Raw genomic sequence first — 16,356 nt, forward strand, 5'->3', positions numbered from 1 at the left:
TCCGCCGCAGGTCGCGGCGATCCATCATGATCGACATGGCTACGATCGAACGGTGTCCGACGACGACCCCGACTCGGGGGCACCCGACATCCCGGCCTACACGCCGGAGATGTGGCGACGCCCGATCAACCTGCCGGGCACCGTCTCGATCGGCCTCTCCCGCGCCGAGCAGGCCGCCAACCAGATAGCGCGCCTGGCCGCCGGGACGCCGGCGGGCGAGCGGATCGGCAGCAAGGACGACATCCGCCAGATCACCAGGGTGTCGGTCGGCACCGTCAACGAGGCCATCAAGCTCGCGCTGGAACGCGGGGTGATCACCTCTCGACCGGGCCCCGGCGGCGGGATCTTCGCCGCCGACCCCTCGCCGCTGTCGCGGATGAACGGGTGGTTCCGATCCGCCGCCGAGGACAGCTCGGCGCTCGCCGAATCGATCCAGATCCGCGATGCGATCGCACCTCTCGTCGTGACCGAGGCACTCTCGATGCTGACCGACGACGACGTGCGCGAGATGCGCACACGCGTCGACCACATGCGCCGGACGCGCGACGAGCACGACATCTCCGGCTTCGTCTGGGCGGCATGGCACGTTCACGAACACCTCGCGAGCGTCGGCCACAGTCAACTGCTCAACAGCCTCTACCTCAGCATCATGGACGTCGGCACGTCCCATCTCCGCGCCCAGCTCGAGGCCGTCGACGGCCGCACGCCGGTGTACCTCGACCGCCTCGCCGAGGTCGTCGAACAGCTGGTCGACGCGCTCGCCGCGCATGACGCCGACGCCGCCGTCGCCGCGCTCTGCCGGACCGACCCGACGATGATCCTGCGGGCGCCCGCCTCCGCCGACTGACCGGCGCACCCCGCCGCCTCGGCCCCGGTACCCGCACACCGCTTTTCGCCCGACCCCGGCGTTCCGGACGTTCGCGACCTTCTCGACAACACCTCTGATCAGGCATTTCCCTGCCTCAGAAAAACAATCATGATCAATACGATCAATCCCTTGACAGGTGATCCGCATCACGGTCATGATGTGACCTACGCAATTAATCATTACTTATTAGGAGGTGGTCGACGATGCTCACCCAGGAGTTCCGCGACCTGATGGCCGGGGTGTGCGCACCCGTCACCGTCATCACCACCGGCGACGCCGACGGTCCGCACGGCGCCACGGTCAGCTCACTCGCATCGCTGTCACTGCGGCCGGCGCTGCTCTCGATCGCCCTCGACCAGAACTCACAGCTGCTGGGCCGCATCCGCGCCACCGGCCGATTCGGCGTCAACGTGCTCAGCGCCACGCAGGACGACGTCGCCACGGCCTTCGCCTCACGCGGCGTCGACCGGTTCGGCACCACCGGGTGGTCGACGTGCGACGGGCTCCCCCGCCTCGACGACATCGCCGGCTGGGCGTCCTGCGACGTGACCCAGACCGTCGAGGCAGGCGATCACCTGCTCCTCGTCGGCACCGTCACCCGCGCCGCGTCGGTGCACCGGCCCCCACTCGTCTACGCCCACCGGACCTTCGGCACGCACTCGCGGTACGCCGCCCGCCCTCGCCCCACCATCGTCGACCAGATCACCGCCTGCGCCGTCTGACGCACCCCCCACCAGGAGAAACAATGACCATCACCGCCCCCAACCCCACCCAGGCCGTCCCCAGCGATGCCGAACTCGTCGCCCGGGCAACCGAACTCAAGCCTCTGCTCGCCGCCAACAGCGCCCAGGGAGAACGCGACCGGCGCGTCGTCGCCGAGAGCATCCAGGCACTCACCGACGCCGGACTGTTCCGCCTGTCGGTGCCGAAACGCTATGGCGGATACGAGACGTCGATGCGCACGATGCTCGACGTGTCGGCCGTCGTCGCCGAGGCCGACGGTGGAACGAGCTGGGTCGTCACGCTCACCAATGTCTGCAACTGGCTGGTCGGCCTGATGTCACAGGAGGCACAGGACGAGGTGTTCGGCGCCGATCCCGACGCCCGGGTGTCGGGGGTGCTCGCCCCCACCGCCGAGACACGCAAGGTCGACGGCGGCTACCGGGTGAACGGCAAGTGGTACTACAACTCCGGCTCACATCACTGCACCTGGGCGGTCATGGGCATCCCGATCACCGACGCCGACGGTGCCGTCGTCGACCAGGGTTGTGCCCTGATCCCGCGCACCGACCTCGGATTCGAGGACACCTGGTTCGTCGCGGGTATGCGGGCATCGGGCAGCAACTGCCTGATCGCCGAGGACGTCTTCGTCCCGGATCACCGGGTCATGAGTGTGCCGCCCGCCATCGAGGGCCACTACCCCACCCCGCACACCGACGAGGTGCTCTATCGCTCGGCGCTGATCCCCATGCTGGCCCTGGTCCTGGTCGGCCCGCAGCTCGGTATGGGACGCGCCGCCCTCGACTTCGTCGTCGAGAAGGCAGCCCGAAAGCCCATCTCGTACACCTTCTTCGACTCACAGAAGGAGTCGACGGCCTTCCAGCTGCAGGTCGCCGAGGCGTCCCGGCTCATCGACACCGCACATCTGCACGCCTACCGCGCGGCCGCCGACATCGACGAGGCCGCCGCCCGCGGCGAGTACCCCGACCACCTGGTGCGTGCGCGCGTGCGCTCGGACACCGGCTACGTCGCCGACTGCATCACCCGCGCCATCGACATCCTGCTCTCGGCACACGGGGCCGGTTCCTTCGCGGAATTCAGTCCGCTGCAACGGACCTGGCGTGACTCCGCCACCGCCGCCCGCCATGCGATCGTCTCGCCGGCGGTGAGCTACGAGGCGTACGGCAAGGCGCTGCTCGGCGTCGACGAACCGATCACCCCGATGATCTGACGGCCACCCCCGAAACCCTGAGGAGCAACTCACATGCGTATCGCCAACCACGACAACCGCGCCGCCCTGGTGATCGGCGAGGACGGTGACGAGCGGGTGATCGATCTCGCCACCGCCTCCGCCGGACGCTTCGGTCCGGATCCGGATTCCCTGTACGACAACTGGTCCGAGTTCCTCTCGTGGGCACAGGACCTCGACATCCCGGCGGCGACGTCGACACCGCTCGATCGTGCCCGACTGGCCGCACCGTCACCCCGGCCGAGGCAGGTCTTCGCGGTGGGACTCAACTATCACGCGCATGCCTCGGAGTCGGGATTCGAGTCACCGGAACACCTTCCGCCTGTCTTCACCAAGTACGTGTCGAGCTTCTCCGGACCCGACACCACCGTCACCATCCCCGACGGCGGGTCCGTCGACTGGGAGGTCGAGCTCGTCGCGATCATCGGCCGCCAGACACACGAGGTGTCCGCCGACGACGCCTGGGATCACATCGCCGGTCTCACCGTCGGGCAGGACATCTCCGAGCGGATCACCCAGACACGCGGTCCGGCACCGCAGTTCGGCCTGGGCAAGTCGTTCCCGGGATTCTCTCCCCAGGGTCCGTGGCTGGTCACCCCGGATCAGCTGCGCGACCGCGACGATCTCGAACTCGGTTGCACCATCGACGGTGAGGAAATGCAGAAGGGCCGTACCCGCGACCTGATCTTCTCGGTGCCCGAGCTCGTCGCCGGGTTGTCGCGTTCGGTCACCCTCTACCCCGGCGACGTGATCTTCACCGGCACCCCGGCCGGTGTCGGTGCGGGCCGGCAGCCACAGCGCTTCCTGCAGCCGGGCGAGCGTCTCGACAGCTGGATCACCGGCATCGGCTCGCTGCACCAGACCTTCGTCGCCGCCGGCCGGGCAACCGACTAGCCGAACAGGAGAATCATCATGTCCCTTCATCGACTCGCCTCGGTCACCATCGGTGTGCCGAATGTCGCCGAGACATCGCAGTACTACACCGAATTCGGGCTCGCCCCCGGACCCGACGGCTGGTTCTCCACCGCCGACGGCGGACGGCAGCTGCGGATCGTCGAAACACCGTCCCGCCGTCTGGTCGCGATGACCGTCGGTGCCGACCACCCCGACGACCTCGAGCGCATCACACACAACCTGACCGGACTCGACATCCCCTACCAGGGCGACGCAACCCGGATCACCGCCGTCGAGGCCGCCACCGGGGTGACGGTGAGCGTCGAGGTCGCGCCCCGTGTCACCCAGTCACCCGTCGAGGGCACACCGTACAACGGTCCGGGCCGGCTCGAGCGCGAGACCTGCCGCGCACCCGGCGTGCTGCGAGACGGACCGATCCGGCCGCGCAAACTGGGTCATGCGGTGATCGGCAGTACCGATCACGCTGTCACCCAACGGTTCTTCACGCACGGACTCGGATTCAAGATCAGTGACGAGGTCCCGGGACTCGCCGCCTTCCTGCGCTGCTCCACCGACCACCACAATGTGCTGGTGCAGCAGGCGCCGGTGAACTTCCTGCATCACACGTCGTGGCAGGTCGACGACGTGGACGAGGTGGGTCGGGGCGCGATGCGCATGCTGGAGGCCGATCCGGATCGCCACGTGTGGGGCCTCGGCCGTCACTACGCGGGCTCGAACTTCTTCTGGTACCTCAAGGATCCGGCCGGCAACTTCAGCGAGTACTACTCCGACATGGACTCGATCGTCGACGACCAGCTGTGGACCCCCGAGATCGTCGAGGGGGCGCGGGGTCTGTTCAGCTGGGGACCTCCGCCGCCGCCGTCGTTCCTGCAGCCCGAGGACCTCGCGGCCCTCATGACCGGGGCACACAGCGCGGCCTGACGCCACGTCCACGGTTCCCACCCCCAGCATGTCAAGGACACCGCCATGAGTTCCTCACCCCACCCGATCTGGCAGCCCGACCCGGACGCCCTCCCCGCCACCCGGCTCCACGCCTTCACCGAACGGGTGGAAACGTCGACCGGACAACGGTTTCCGTCATATCCCGACCTGTGGCGATGGTCGGTCGATCATCCGAAGGACTTCTGGTCTGCCGTGGTCGACCATTTCGACATCCTCGTCGACGGGATACCGGCCGACGTCCTGCCGGATCCGGTCATGCCGGGTGCACGCTGGTTCCCGGGTGCACGTGTCAACTATGCCGAGAACATGCTCCGGCACCGGGGCGAGGGCACCGCGGTGGTCGCGGTCGACGAGGGCGGGACCACCACGGCGGTGTCGTGGGAGCAACTGCGCGGCATGGTCGGTGCGGTGCAGCGGTGGCTGCGCGAGCAAGGGGTCGGGCCAGGGGATCGGGTGGTCGGCTACCTGCCGAACTCGCCGGCCGCACTCGTCGGCATGCTGGCCACCACCGGACTCGGCGCGATCTGGTCGGCATGCGGTCAGGACTACGGTTCCGACGGTGCCACAGCACGATTGGGGCAGCTCGATCCGGTCGTCCTGATCGCCGCCGACGGGTACCGCTGGAACGGCAGGACCCACGATCGCCGGGACCAGACCACCGCGCTCGCGGCGTCGATGCCCCGGCTGCGCGCGGTCCTGCACGTCCCCCGGGTCCACTCCGGCGGCCTTCCCGATCAGACTGTGCCCGTGGGGTTGTGGGACGAGGTGATCTCGACCCCGGCCGAGCCCGTCTTCGAGCGGGTCGAGTTCAACGAACCCCTGTGGGTGCTGTTCTCCTCCGGCACCACAGGTGTCCCCAAGGGGATCATGCACTCGCACGGTGGCGTCACCCTCGACCACGCGAGGCTGCTCGGCCTGCACAACGACCTCGGGCCCGGCGACCGGTTCTTCTGGTTCACCACGACCAACTGGATGATGTGGAATCTCGTCGCGTCCGGACTGCTCACCGGCGCCACCGTCGTCCTCTACGACGGCGCGCCCGGCCATCCGGCGCCGTCGCGGCTGTGGGAGATCGCCGCCGAGCACCGGGTGACCGTCCTCGGAGTGAGCCCCGGCTATCTCGCCGCGTCCGAAACTGCCGGTGTCCGAACGGATGTCGACGTCGACCTGTCGGCGTTGCGGTCGATCGGGTCCACCGGTGCGCCTCTGCCGGCACATGCATACCGGTGGGTCCACGACAATGTCGGCCCGCACATCCAGCTCACCTCCACCACCGGTGGCACCGATGTGGTCAGCGGGTTCGCGGGCAGCGCCCCCACCACCCCGGTGTGGCCCGGCGAGATCTCCGCGCCGCTGCTCGGCGTCGATCTGCAGGCCTGGAACCAGTTGGGCGAGAATGTGGTCGACGAGGTCGGCGAGCTCGTCATCGCATCCCCCATGCCGTCGATGCCCGTCGCCTTCTGGAACGACCCGGATGGCCGGCGATACCGGAACGCCTACTTCGACACCTATCCGGGAGTGTGGCGCCACGGTGACTGGATCACCATCACCGGCAGGGGTTCGGTCGTGGTGTCCGGACGCTCGGACGCCACCCTGAACCGGCAGGGCGTGCGGCTGGGCAGCGCCGACATCTACGCCGTCGTCGACCCGTTCCCCGAGATCGGCGAATCCCTCGTCATCGGAGCCGAACTCGACGACGGCCGGTACTGGATGCCGCTGTTCGTCGTGGTCGCCGAGGGGTATGTCCTCGATGACGCGCTGCGAGGGCGGATCGTCGAGGCGTTGCGCACCAACGCATCCCCGCGCCACGTCCCGGACGAGATCATCGCGGTCCCCGCGATCCCCCACACCCGCACGGGCAAGAAGCTCGAGATCCCGGTGAAACGGATCATCCAGGGAGCGGCCATGAGTGAGGTCGTCGGCGCCGACACCGTCGACGACCCCGCCGCCCTCCAGCACTTCGAACGGTTCGCCCCCTCCCCGAAACCAGGGGAAGGTTGTTCTTCCCCTGGTTTCGCCACCCTCCCCTAGTTGAAACCCGAGGAAGGCCACGAAAATACGGGAAAGTCGCCGACGACCCGAACGACAACACACCCGCACCCGCACCCGCACCCGCCTCCCGAAACCAGGGGAAGGCTGTTCCTCCCCTAGTTTCGCCACCCTTCCCTGGTTGAAACCCGGGGAAGGCCACGAAAGTAGGGGAAGTCACCTTCCCCTACTTTCGGGAGGAGGAGCGGAAGGAAGAAGAAGAGCCGACGACGACGGACGCACCCGACCCACCGTCCGGAGAACGGGGATCGAGTCGGTCACTCCGTCGCGGCGAGTGCTGCGATGGGGTCGCTGTAGACCGCGTCCAGCGAGACCGCACCGGCTGCCTGCTGCTGGACAGAGGCACCCGAATGTGACACGCGCACATCACGATTGGCAACCACCGAGGTTCCCCGGATGGCCGCTGCCACGGCCGGGAGGGTGGACGGGTAGTCGGTGAACGCCTGACCGCCCAGGATGACGTGATCGGGATTGAAGATGTCGGCGATCAGGGCGACGGTCCGGCCGAGGACCTCGGCGCGCTCCTCGAGCAGCGCCTGCGCGGTCGGATCACCGGCACGGGCGAGCGCGATCACCCCGTCGACATCCTCCACCGGAAGATTCAGCGACTGCGCCGCCTCGACGACGCCGGTGTCGCTCACCGCGGGCTCGAGCCGACCGGTGCGATTGGGGTCGAGCAAGGTGGTGCCCGCCGCCGGGAAGTGCCCGATCACCGGCGGACCGGCAGCCGGGGTGTGCACGGTGCCGTCGACGCTGAAGGCGATACCGACCATCTCACGGGCGTAGAAGTAGAGGAAGCTCGCGCGCTGCGAATCGTCGTCGGTGACCGTGCCCGGGTTCACCACGAGCTCGGCGGCGGCCATCGCCTCGACATGCGAGGCCACCGACACCGGCAGGCCCACCGACTCGGCGATGATCCGCCCGACCGGCGCGTTGGTCCAGCCCAGACGGGGGTGGTCGACGAAGCCACCGGAGGCGACGCGGCCACCCACGGCGACGCCGGCCCACAGGATGCGGCGGTTGTTCCAGCGGCCGAGGAAGCGGCGCGCACTGTCGCCGATCGCGGTGAGTGTCTGCTCCGGCGACTCGGCGACCGGGGTGGGGATCTGGATGGCGCCGACGACGCGGTGCAGCAGGTCGTGGGTGGTGATCGAGGTGACCTTGAAGCCGATGTGGATGCCGAGGGTCAGGTAGTCGGCAACGTTCAGCTCGAACGGCAGACGCGGACGGCCGATGGCGCCGGCCGGGGCGAGGTCGGCGCGCTCACGCAGCAGCCCGGCCTTGAGCAAGGTGCCGACCTGGCGGTTGACGGTGGAGATGGACAGACCGGTGAGTTCGGCGGCCTCGTCCCGGAACAGCGGGCCCGAGAGCCGGGCGGTGCGCAGGACCAGCGCCGCCGGCTTGGTGGAGAGTTCGAGCTGCGGGGTCGCGACGTGAATCGGCCGGCCTCCCTGGGTGCGGGTCGTTCGGGGTGAGCTGACCCGGCTGCCGGTGGGGCGGGGACGGGAGATCCGTGGCGGTGCCGGTCGGGCCGGGGCCGGAACGGTGGCGGTGCTGCGGTGATCGATGGTGGCAGTCATGTTTCGTGTCCTCACGGAGTGGACCGCAGGCGGTTGTCGGCATCCGACACCGGTCGTCGGCGACCGGTGGGGCGACACTCTGCGGCGAGTTCGTTGTTTCGGGGCGGATCGGAGAAACAGCAGCCGCACGGCGTCCGACGATGGACGCACCTCGAGAGCGGCTGGTCAGCGCATTCGACAACAACAGAGGACACGAGCGAACGGCAGGCGACAGCCCAGGGCGGTGATCATATAGGTCACCTCCGGGATGCGGGTCTGCTCGTTCGCGTGCATGGGTGTCAAGCTAACAACGTGCGTCACCGCATGGCAACCCGGACAGCGAGGTGACTTCGTCACACCCCGACCGGTGTCGGTGGCCCGACGTAGCCTGGATCACATGTCCACGAGCACCGAGACGAGCCCTTCGGAGAGCGAGTTCCTGGAGGTCACCGAGCCTTTTCGACGCGAGATCATCGCCCACTGCTATCGCATGACGGGGTCGCATCACGACGCCGAGGACCTCACCCAGGAGACCTACCTGCGCGCCTGGCGGGGGTATCCGAAGTTCGATCACCGCGCCTCGGTCCGGACCTGGCTGCACAAGATCGCCACCAACACCTGCCTCACCGCACTCGACGGATCGCGGCGCCGGCCCCTGCCGTCGGGGCTGGGCGGCAACGCCTTCGACCCCACCGACACGCTGCTGCAAGACCACGAGGTGCCGTGGCTGCAGCCGTATGCGGGCACCGTCGACGAGGTCGCCCCGGGCGACGACGCCGACCCGGCATATGTGGTGGGTGCCCGGGAATCGATCCGGCTCGCCTTCATCGCCGCACTACAGCACCTCCCGGAGCGGCAGCGTGCCGTCCTGATCCTGCGGGATGTGTTGCAGTGGAGGGCCGCCGAGGTGGCCGACGCGATCGGCATCACCACCGCGGCGGTCAACAGTCTGCTGCAGCGCGCCCGAGAACAGCTCCGCGCGGACCGGCCCGACCCCGACGCCCCGGTCACCATCGACGATCCGGCGACGCGCGACCTGCTCGCACGCTATGTCTCGGCGTTCGAACGCTACGACGTGGACGCGATCGCAGCGATGTTCACCGACTCCTCGATCTGGGAGATGCCGCCGTTCACCGGGTGGTATCAGGGGGCCGAGTCGATCGCGACCCTCATCCGGGGTAACTGCCCCGCCGAGAAGGCCGGCGACCAGATCCTGCTGCCGGCCACCGCAAACGGGCAGCCCGCCTTCGGCCTGTACATGCGCGGCCCCGACGACGTGCATCGCCCGTTCCAGTTGCAGGTCCTCGACCTCGATCCATCCGGCAAGGTCGCCCACGTCGTCGCCTTCTTCGGCGACGACCTCGAGGCGGAGTTCGCCCGCTTCGGTCTGCCGGCCGTGCCGTACGAGGTCTCAGCAGGCTGACGTGGCCGGGCGGCGCGGATCGGTCCACACCACCTCCCAGGCGTGGCCGTCGAGGTCGCAGAACGTGCGGGCATAGAGGAAGCCGAGGTCGGTGGGCGGCCGCAGGACGGTGGCACCGCAGTGCAGCGCCGCGTCGAGGCGCCGGTCCACGTCGCTGCGCGCGGGCACCGAGATCGCGAGCACCGTCTCCCGGCCGACGGCGGGATCGGGTACCGGACCTGCCGAGTATCCCGCGAACCGGTGACTCCGGTGCATCATCACCACGGCGTTCGGCGTGACCGGCATGCACAGGGTGGAGCCATCGCTGAACATCTCGTCGAAGACGAACCCGAGCCCTTCGAAAAAGCCACGGGTACGCGATATCTCGGCAACCGCCAGATTGACGAACAGTGTCGGCGACACGACATACCTCCTCGGCCCGCGGGACTCGGCCACCCCGGGCGCCACGGGTATGACCAACGAGGGCCGTGGAATTCATCGGTGCAGCCGCCTCTGCGATCTGGAGACGGCCGCCGCACACGGTGGTCGGTGACGTTATGCGAGCGAGGCGGCAAATCCTTCCAGACGCTCACGCACCCAGTTGGTCACCAGCTCGGCCGTCGGAGACAACACAACGTCGGAAAAGGTCGCTCGCGACGAGTGATTCGACGGGAGGTTCGGTTCGTCCGAGGTTCGGGCACCGACCAGCAGGAATACCCCTGGGACCTCGTTCAGGATCCAGGAGAAGTCCTCCGAGATACTCACCGGTTCAGACAGTCGTGTGACCTGACGGCCGTACTTGTCGGCGATCGCGAGCAGTGCATCGAATTCGCCCGGGTCACTGATCGTCGGAAGCGTGTCCCGACGCAGTTCGATCTCCACCGTCACATCGTGAGCAGCGGCGATCCCGGTGACGGTTCGCCGCACGACACCTTCGAGCGTCTTCGTTGTCGCCTCGGAGAACGCCCGAATGACTCCTGACAACTCGGCTCTGTCGGGGATGACGTTGCGCGCCTCGCCTGCCTGGAGGGCGCCGAATGTGACGGTCGAAGGCTCGAACATCGACACAGCGTGTGCGGCGGCGGCGGTCGTCGCTCCCACCATCTCGGCGGCGGCGGTCAGCGGACTGGCCGCGAGATGCGGCGCCGATCCGTGGCCTCCCCGACCGGTGACAACGATGTCGACGAGGGTCGACCCCGATAGCACCGCGCCCGGACGCGAGGCCATCTCCCCCTGGGACAGGAGATGCGACAGCACATGTAGCCCGAGGGCAGCACGGGGCCTGGCACCAGCAGCGTCGAGCAGCCCTTCCGCCAAGGCACGTTGCGCACCCCCGTGGCCTTCTTCTCCGGGCTGGAAGAAGAAGATGACGTCACCCTTCAGTTCGTCTCGGTTCGCATAGGTGGACATGGCGGCCGCGACGACGACTGCCATGTGCACGTCATGTCCACACGCATGCATCGCCCCGTTGGTGGCCGCCCATTCCAGGCCGGTCTCCTCCTGAATGGGCAGCGCGTCCATGTCTGAACGGACCAGCACGGTAGGTACCTGGTCGAGCCGTGTGCGGTCGACTGCACCGCCGCGCACGATCGCGGTGACCGAGGTCATCGCCGCCCCACATCGAACCTCAAGACCTCCGTCCCGCAAGTGCTTCACAAGAATGCCCTGAGTGACAGGGAGATCCATTCCGACCTCCGGCACCCGGTGCAACTCGTGACGCAGCGCAATCAGTTCAGCGTCCTTCACATCTGCTCCCATACCGAATTGTCGATACGGACCGGTGGTCCGTATCCCGACATGATGGTGACCGCGATCAGCCCAGGCGGGCCGGCTTGCCGACAGATGGTCGGGGTGTCTGCGGCGTGGTCGGGGGCAGGCCCTCCGATACGCGACACCGGGCCGCTGATCTCGATCGATCTCAACAAGGGCGCCCCGTTCCCTCCTGGGAACTCCTGCCCGGGTGGCCGTTCCAGCGTGAACGGCATGTCTGGGCGCATGATGGACCGATCACACCCGACCAACCAGACCGCCGCTCCCTCGCGCCGCAGCTCGACGGAGGCTTCGCCGGCAGCGGTCCCCAACACGACCCACGCAGCCAATGCTCGGCGATGCGCCAGAGCTGCCGCCACAAGCCGCCCGAATGGATGCGTGGCCGCCTGGGATTCGTCCTCTACGGTGACCAGTTCCAAAAACGAGTTACCCAACGGCATGATCCGATTCCGGGTGCCGACACCCAGATGGACACCGCCACCGACGAAGCGCCGGCCGAGCCGATCGGCGAGGACGCGTTCACCTCGATCGAGGTCCTCGGCCACCAGAACGATATGATCTACAGCGGCCAACGTGCTTTCTCCTTTCGTGAGAGGTTTGCTGAGTACATGTCTGTTGAATCCCGGTCGCCGAGCCCGGACGGCAACGGCGAGACATCAGCAATGCTCAAGATCGGCCAGGTCGCTCAACTGGTCGGTGTCTCGCCGTCGCGTATTCGGCTGTGGGAAAGCGAGAGACTGATCAGCCCTCACCGGACGCCCACCGGGCAGCGACTTTTCACTGTCGCCGACGTGCGTCGCCTCGAACGCATCCGACGTCTCTTCGACTCGAAGTCGATGACAGCGGTAGGTGTCCGTCAGGCATTGGGAGCCGATCCCGATCATCCAGCAGAACCAGCCGATTCCGACAACGATGCGAACCCGGTACTCGGCGCCCGGGCCAAGGCGCTGCGGCAGCGTCAGCACATGAGCCTGCGTGAACTCTCACGTGAGATCGGGATGAGCCCATCAGCGCTCAGTTCCTTCGAACGAGGCCAGAGTAAGCCGAGCATCGGACGAATCACCCAGATCGCGCACGCTCTGGGAACAACGACCCCGGACCTCCTCGGCGTTCCTGCCGCCGAGGAGAGCGCGGTGGTACGGGCCGATTGCCGCAAGCGACTACCACTTGGGGCCGAAGGCGTCATCATCGAGAATCTCTACGAGTCCTCGACGGTACTCCAATCCCAAATGGTCACGGTACGACCAGGGTTCGGTAGCGGCGAGCCGATGACCCATGCAGGTGAAGAGTTCCTGACTGTCATCGAGGGCGAGATCGAGCTGACGCTCGACGGAGTCGAGACCATCGAACTCCGTACCGGCGACTCGATGACCTTCACCAGCACTCGGCCTCACAGCTACTTCAATCGAAGCCCGACGACGGCCCGCATAGTGTGGGTGAACACTCCACCCACTTTCTGATGTCGTCCACCGTGTCGTCGGGCGATCCTCTGCCTGCGACCAGGTCCCACGGTCAATCAATCACCGCGACAGCGCGGATCGGCGATCCGGTGCCTCCGACGAGGTTCAGGGGTAGGCCAAAATAGTCGAAGCGCTTGTTGATCAGCTGCCCCAGATTGGTCAGATGTTCCGTGTTGACAATTCCATACTTCTTACACACCATATGACCGGAAAAAGTGTTGTCGAGACTGTTGTCGATCGCATTACAGTCCGTACCGATATTCACCACCCCCTTCTGCGCGAGGTATTCCGCACCCTCCCAAGAGAATCCCGGATTCTCATCGATGTACTTACGCTGCGGAAACCAGCGGTCACCGTAGTCAAACCAGGCAAGAACAATGTCCCCCGGGCGAATCTCTTGCCCGGCTTCGGCAAGCTTGTCTTCTGCGCGCTTGATGGCGGCGACATCCGCATACCCGAGGTGATCGTCGTCAGGACTCTGGAACTGAACATGTGACAGATCCAAGCAAACCGCCGAACCGTAGTAGTAACTCAACGGCGTGTTGTCGATCGTGCATCCGGCGGGGTCGTACTCGATCGTGGCATCGGTATGGGTTCCGGCATGCTCACTGATGACCAGATTCCGAGCATAGAATCCGTCCGCCGTACCGTACATTTCCTTGAACTGCTCGTGAGTCTGGTTGACCGGAGTGAAGGTGCGTTGATGGCCGAACCACATCGGCATCCCTTCATAGATCGGTCGGGTGAGATCCACAATCGTCGGTCTCCCATCGAGGAGTTGCGCCCCCAGCGCGGGAACCTGACTGCGTTCGGTGGTGGTCATGTGAGGTTACCTTTCGAATGAGCGGCAGTGAATGAACCGAATGTGCTGTCGTAGAAGGTCAACGGTCCGACCCCGGTGGCCCCCGCGCCGATCCGGGCGGTGATCACGTCGGCGATGACGAGCAGGTGATCTATCGCCTCCACGATGTAGGCCACGCGACACTCGAGGTTGTAGAGCGCTTGCGCGATCACCGGCACGCCCAACTCTGCGCTCGGTCGATCGAGCTGTTCGTCCGGAATGAACTTCGGTTGCCCAGGAGCGGCGAGCGACCTGGCAAGCGCCTCGTCCTCCGCAGACAGGATCGCGACCCCGAACTTCTCCTGCTCGACGATGAATTGCGCAGTCGCAGTGTTCTTCCCAACAGACAAAGAGATTCTTGCCGGATCAGCGGAAAAGGACGACACCGAGCTGAGCGTGACTCCCCATGGGCGCCCGTCGGTCAACGTTGTCACCACCACGACCCCACAGGCGAGCTTGCGCATCGATGCGCGGAAATCCTCGGCGGCCACAGAATCGGAGACCGGCCCGGTCCCCTGCCACAAGAGCGCATTTCGCTTGTCGGGGACCATCTGGGTCATCACTCGATCCCCACGTAGTCACGGACACGTCGAGCAGCGGCCGATCGGTCGGTCTTCGAGTAGACGAGTTGCCGTACGAAGGCCGGCGGTGTGGCATTGACGTTCTCGAAGAGACCGACACGTCCGGCATGCGCCCCCGCCACCAAGTCCCAGACGAAGTTGAAGAAGGTGTTCTTGTCTCGGGCGCTGACTCCGGTTCCTGGGAAGAACTCGGCCATTCGATCACCGAATTCTGGGTGATCCCATACCTTCTCGGGCCATCGCGCGATCAATGCCTGACCACACAGGTCACGCAGTTGATAGGTGATCCGCGGGTAGTTCTCGATGGAGTACAGGCGCCCGGCCGTGGTCAGTTCAGGGTTCGGCACCTGCAACCCACACCATTCGACCGACTCGTGGATGGTGGCAAGCGAGTAGGCCTTCAGTGTCTGCGCGTAGAGGGTGATATCTGCGACAGCCGCCTGGACACCGGGGATCTTGTCCGTACCCAGGATCTCCGTGATCACCTGCGCGACACCGGTGAACATCTCCGCACGGAAAGCCAACCGGGTCATCACAGACCAGAGCGAGTAGGCGCAGGACTCATAGTACAACGTCAACAGATCAAGGTTGTACTTGCTGAAGACGTACTCCCGCGGGATGAAGACGTTGTCGAAGATGATGGTCTGGTCGAGCTCCTCCCCGGCATGATCGAGCGGATGGTCACTGCGTGGAGCGTTCATCTTGGCGGTCGGCTCTCGCAGGATCAGGGTCAGACCAGGAGAGTTGACCGGAATCGCTGCCCAGATCGCCGCCTCCGGTCCGACGCCTCCGCCGAGTGTCGTCGACAGCGTGAAGAAGTGTGCCAGCGACCCAATGCTGCCGGCGACCTTCGCTCCCGAGACCACGATGCCATCGGGTCGATCCTCGACGATTCGCAGCTGAGACGGGCGTTTGTCTCGAGGAATCCTCTTGTCCGACTGAGGATCGGCGATCAAGTCCGTGCTCAGGAGATTGTGGTCTCCGGATAGATCCACGAAATCACGGACATGTTGGGCGAACTCGGGGTTCTCGGCCTCGATACGATCGATGGTGGACAGGAATCCCAATGCCATCATTGCGCCATAGTCATTGGGTCGACCGTACATTCCCATGGTCTGACCGGTGATGAACCGAGTGGCCTCACGCTTGGCCATCAGATCCTCACGGGTGCGTGGGACCTGCCAGCCGATGGCACGTCGGCCACCGTCCTCGCCGACATATGTGAGCACATCCCGCGTGGCGGGATCGAACTGGGCGTCTTGGATGGCGGCGAGGGTGTTGACCGCGCGCAGGTCGGGATGCGTGGTCACATCAGCGATGTCCTCGCCCTGAGAGCTGATGACACGACGTCCGTCGCGCAGAGATGCCTTGTAGGCGTCCCCGGAGAGCAGGTGACCGCCGGTCGCGTTCAGTTGTTCGGTCACCTTGTGGATGCGGAGCCGGTGCGCAGCGGCATCGTCAAGGGCCATAGAGGTGGTACTGATTGTCATGATCTGCCTCAGCTTTCGGTATCAGGAGTGGTTCGGGTGATGACGGCGATGGCTTCCACCTCGATCAGGAAGCCGTCGTACATGAGCCCGGCGACGCGGACTCCGGTCCCCGCAGGACCGTCGTCCGGGAGATACTCCATCCGAACGCGCGTCATGGTCTCCCAGTTCTGCTGAACCTCGTCGCCGGAACCCTCGAAGCAGTAGTAGGTGTTGAGTTTGATGACGTCGCTCCAGGTCGCCCCGGCCTCGGTGAGAATGGAGGTGAGTGACTCGAACACATTTCGGGTCTGTACCTCGATGTCCCCCTCACCGACGACGTTTCCGTGCATGTCGGCCGATAGCTGGCCTCCGGTGACAACGAGATTTCCCACTCGCCACCCCTGCGCGAACGGTGTGGGGATATGGTGCGTCCACGTGCTGTTCATCAAACGCTGGCGGTCGGCTCCGTCCCCGATGATGTGATCGAGCGCCGGGGAATCGGTGGCGGGTGTGATCTGCATGATGGTTCTC

16 protein-coding genes are annotated in these 16,356 nt (G+C 66.1%); 8 read left to right on the forward strand and 8 right to left on the reverse strand.

Annotated features, from left to right (window positions below; translation table 11 throughout):
- Positions 1 to 52 precede the first annotated feature (52 nt).
- From GD1_RS03705 to GD1_RS03730, 6 genes are all read left to right on the forward strand, one after another.
- On the forward strand, positions 53 to 847 hold the full coding sequence (locus GD1_RS03705) for a FadR/GntR family transcriptional regulator (RefSeq protein ID WP_244882504.1): 795 nt from the start codon (positions 53 to 55) through the stop codon (positions 845 to 847).
- Positions 848 to 1,071: 224 nt separating this feature from the next.
- Entirely contained in the window at positions 1,072 to 1,590 is a 519-nt protein-coding gene (locus GD1_RS03710; RefSeq protein ID WP_053776324.1) for a flavin reductase family protein, read from the forward strand.
- A gap of 23 nt (positions 1,591 to 1,613) precedes the next feature.
- Positions 1,614 to 2,819 carry an acyl-CoA dehydrogenase family protein gene (locus tag GD1_RS03715; RefSeq protein ID WP_053776323.1) on the forward strand — a complete coding sequence of 402 codons (1,206 nt, stop codon included), beginning with the start codon at positions 1,614 to 1,616 and terminating at the stop codon, positions 2,817 to 2,819.
- Between the two features lie 33 nt (positions 2,820 to 2,852).
- The gene (locus GD1_RS03720; protein ID WP_059035736.1) at positions 2,853 to 3,731 is read left to right on the forward strand and encodes a fumarylacetoacetate hydrolase family protein; all 879 of its coding nucleotides are present in this window, start codon (positions 2,853 to 2,855) and stop codon (positions 3,729 to 3,731) included.
- An 18-nt stretch (positions 3,732 to 3,749) separates the two neighbouring features.
- Positions 3,750 to 4,673, forward strand: coding sequence for a VOC family protein (locus GD1_RS03725; protein WP_020791942.1), 924 nt, complete (start codon positions 3,750 to 3,752; stop codon positions 4,671 to 4,673).
- A gap of 45 nt (positions 4,674 to 4,718) precedes the next feature.
- Positions 4,719 to 6,725 (forward strand): acetoacetate--CoA ligase, encoded by a 2,007-nt coding sequence (locus GD1_RS03730; RefSeq protein ID WP_059035738.1) that lies wholly within the window; start codon positions 4,719 to 4,721, stop codon positions 6,723 to 6,725.
- A gap of 275 nt (positions 6,726 to 7,000) precedes the next feature.
- On the opposite strand, the gene GD1_RS03735 is transcribed toward GD1_RS03730, so the two are convergent.
- A complete protein-coding gene (locus GD1_RS03735) occupies positions 7,001 to 8,323 on the reverse strand; it encodes an ROK family transcriptional regulator (protein ID WP_053776322.1) in 1,323 nt (440 codons plus the stop codon).
- 376 nt (positions 8,324 to 8,699) lie between these two features.
- Here GD1_RS03735 and GD1_RS03740 point away from each other — a divergent pair, with 376 nt between their 5' ends.
- Entirely contained in the window at positions 8,700 to 9,725 is a 1,026-nt protein-coding gene (locus GD1_RS03740) for a sigma-70 family RNA polymerase sigma factor (protein ID WP_059035740.1), read from the forward strand.
- On the opposite strand, the gene GD1_RS03745 is transcribed toward GD1_RS03740, so the two are convergent.
- The 3 genes from GD1_RS03745 to GD1_RS25725 all read right to left on the reverse strand — a co-directional run bounded on the left by GD1_RS03745 (position 9,714) and on the right by GD1_RS25725 (position 12,019).
- A complete protein-coding gene (locus GD1_RS03745) occupies positions 9,714 to 10,127 on the reverse strand; it encodes a VOC family protein (RefSeq protein ID WP_059035742.1) in 414 nt (137 codons plus the stop codon). The two genes, GD1_RS03740 and GD1_RS03745, sit on opposite strands and share 12 nt — an antisense overlap.
- A 132-nt stretch (positions 10,128 to 10,259) precedes the next feature.
- Positions 10,260 to 11,450: a M20 metallopeptidase family protein gene (locus GD1_RS03750; RefSeq protein ID WP_162128743.1), complete on the reverse strand. Its 1,191-nt coding sequence runs from the start codon at positions 11,448 to 11,450 to the stop codon at positions 10,260 to 10,262.
- Complete coding sequence (locus tag GD1_RS25725) at positions 11,447 to 12,019, reverse strand: VOC family protein (protein WP_369127638.1); 573 nt, start codon at positions 12,017 to 12,019, stop codon at positions 11,447 to 11,449. Before GD1_RS25725 ends, GD1_RS03750 begins: the two co-directional genes overlap by 4 nt.
- Positions 12,020 to 12,136: 117 nt before the next feature.
- Here GD1_RS25725 and GD1_RS03760 point away from each other — a divergent pair, with 117 nt between their 5' ends.
- A complete protein-coding gene (locus GD1_RS03760) occupies positions 12,137 to 12,934 on the forward strand; it encodes a helix-turn-helix domain-containing protein (protein ID WP_373855232.1) in 798 nt (265 codons plus the stop codon).
- Between the two features lie 52 nt (positions 12,935 to 12,986).
- Here GD1_RS03760 and GD1_RS03765 read toward each other — a convergent pair whose 3' ends face one another.
- The 4 genes from GD1_RS03765 to GD1_RS03780 are packed head-to-tail and all read right to left on the reverse strand — an operon-like array spanning position 12,987 to position 16,346.
- The gene (locus GD1_RS03765) at positions 12,987 to 13,757 is read right to left on the reverse strand and encodes a cyclase family protein (protein WP_083533839.1); all 771 of its coding nucleotides are present in this window, start codon (positions 13,755 to 13,757) and stop codon (positions 12,987 to 12,989) included.
- Positions 13,754 to 14,335, reverse strand: coding sequence for a flavin reductase family protein (locus GD1_RS03770; RefSeq protein WP_059035747.1), 582 nt, complete (start codon positions 14,333 to 14,335; stop codon positions 13,754 to 13,756). Before GD1_RS03770 ends, GD1_RS03765 begins: the two co-directional genes overlap by 4 nt.
- Positions 14,335 to 15,846, reverse strand: a complete 1,512-nt coding sequence (locus tag GD1_RS03775) for a 4-hydroxyphenylacetate 3-hydroxylase N-terminal domain-containing protein (RefSeq protein WP_083533840.1) — start codon at positions 15,844 to 15,846, stop codon at positions 14,335 to 14,337. Before GD1_RS03775 ends, GD1_RS03770 begins: the two co-directional genes overlap by 1 nt.
- Positions 15,847 to 15,854: 8 nt before the next feature.
- Entirely contained in the window at positions 15,855 to 16,346 is a 492-nt protein-coding gene (locus GD1_RS03780) for a RidA family protein (RefSeq protein ID WP_020790040.1), read from the reverse strand.
- Positions 16,347 to 16,356: the final 10 nt, after the last annotated feature.

Origin of the sequence: Gordonia desulfuricans NBRC 100010 (genome assembly GCF_001485495.1) — a bacterium.
GTDB lineage: Bacteria > Actinomycetota > Actinomycetes > Mycobacteriales > Mycobacteriaceae > Gordonia > Gordonia desulfuricans.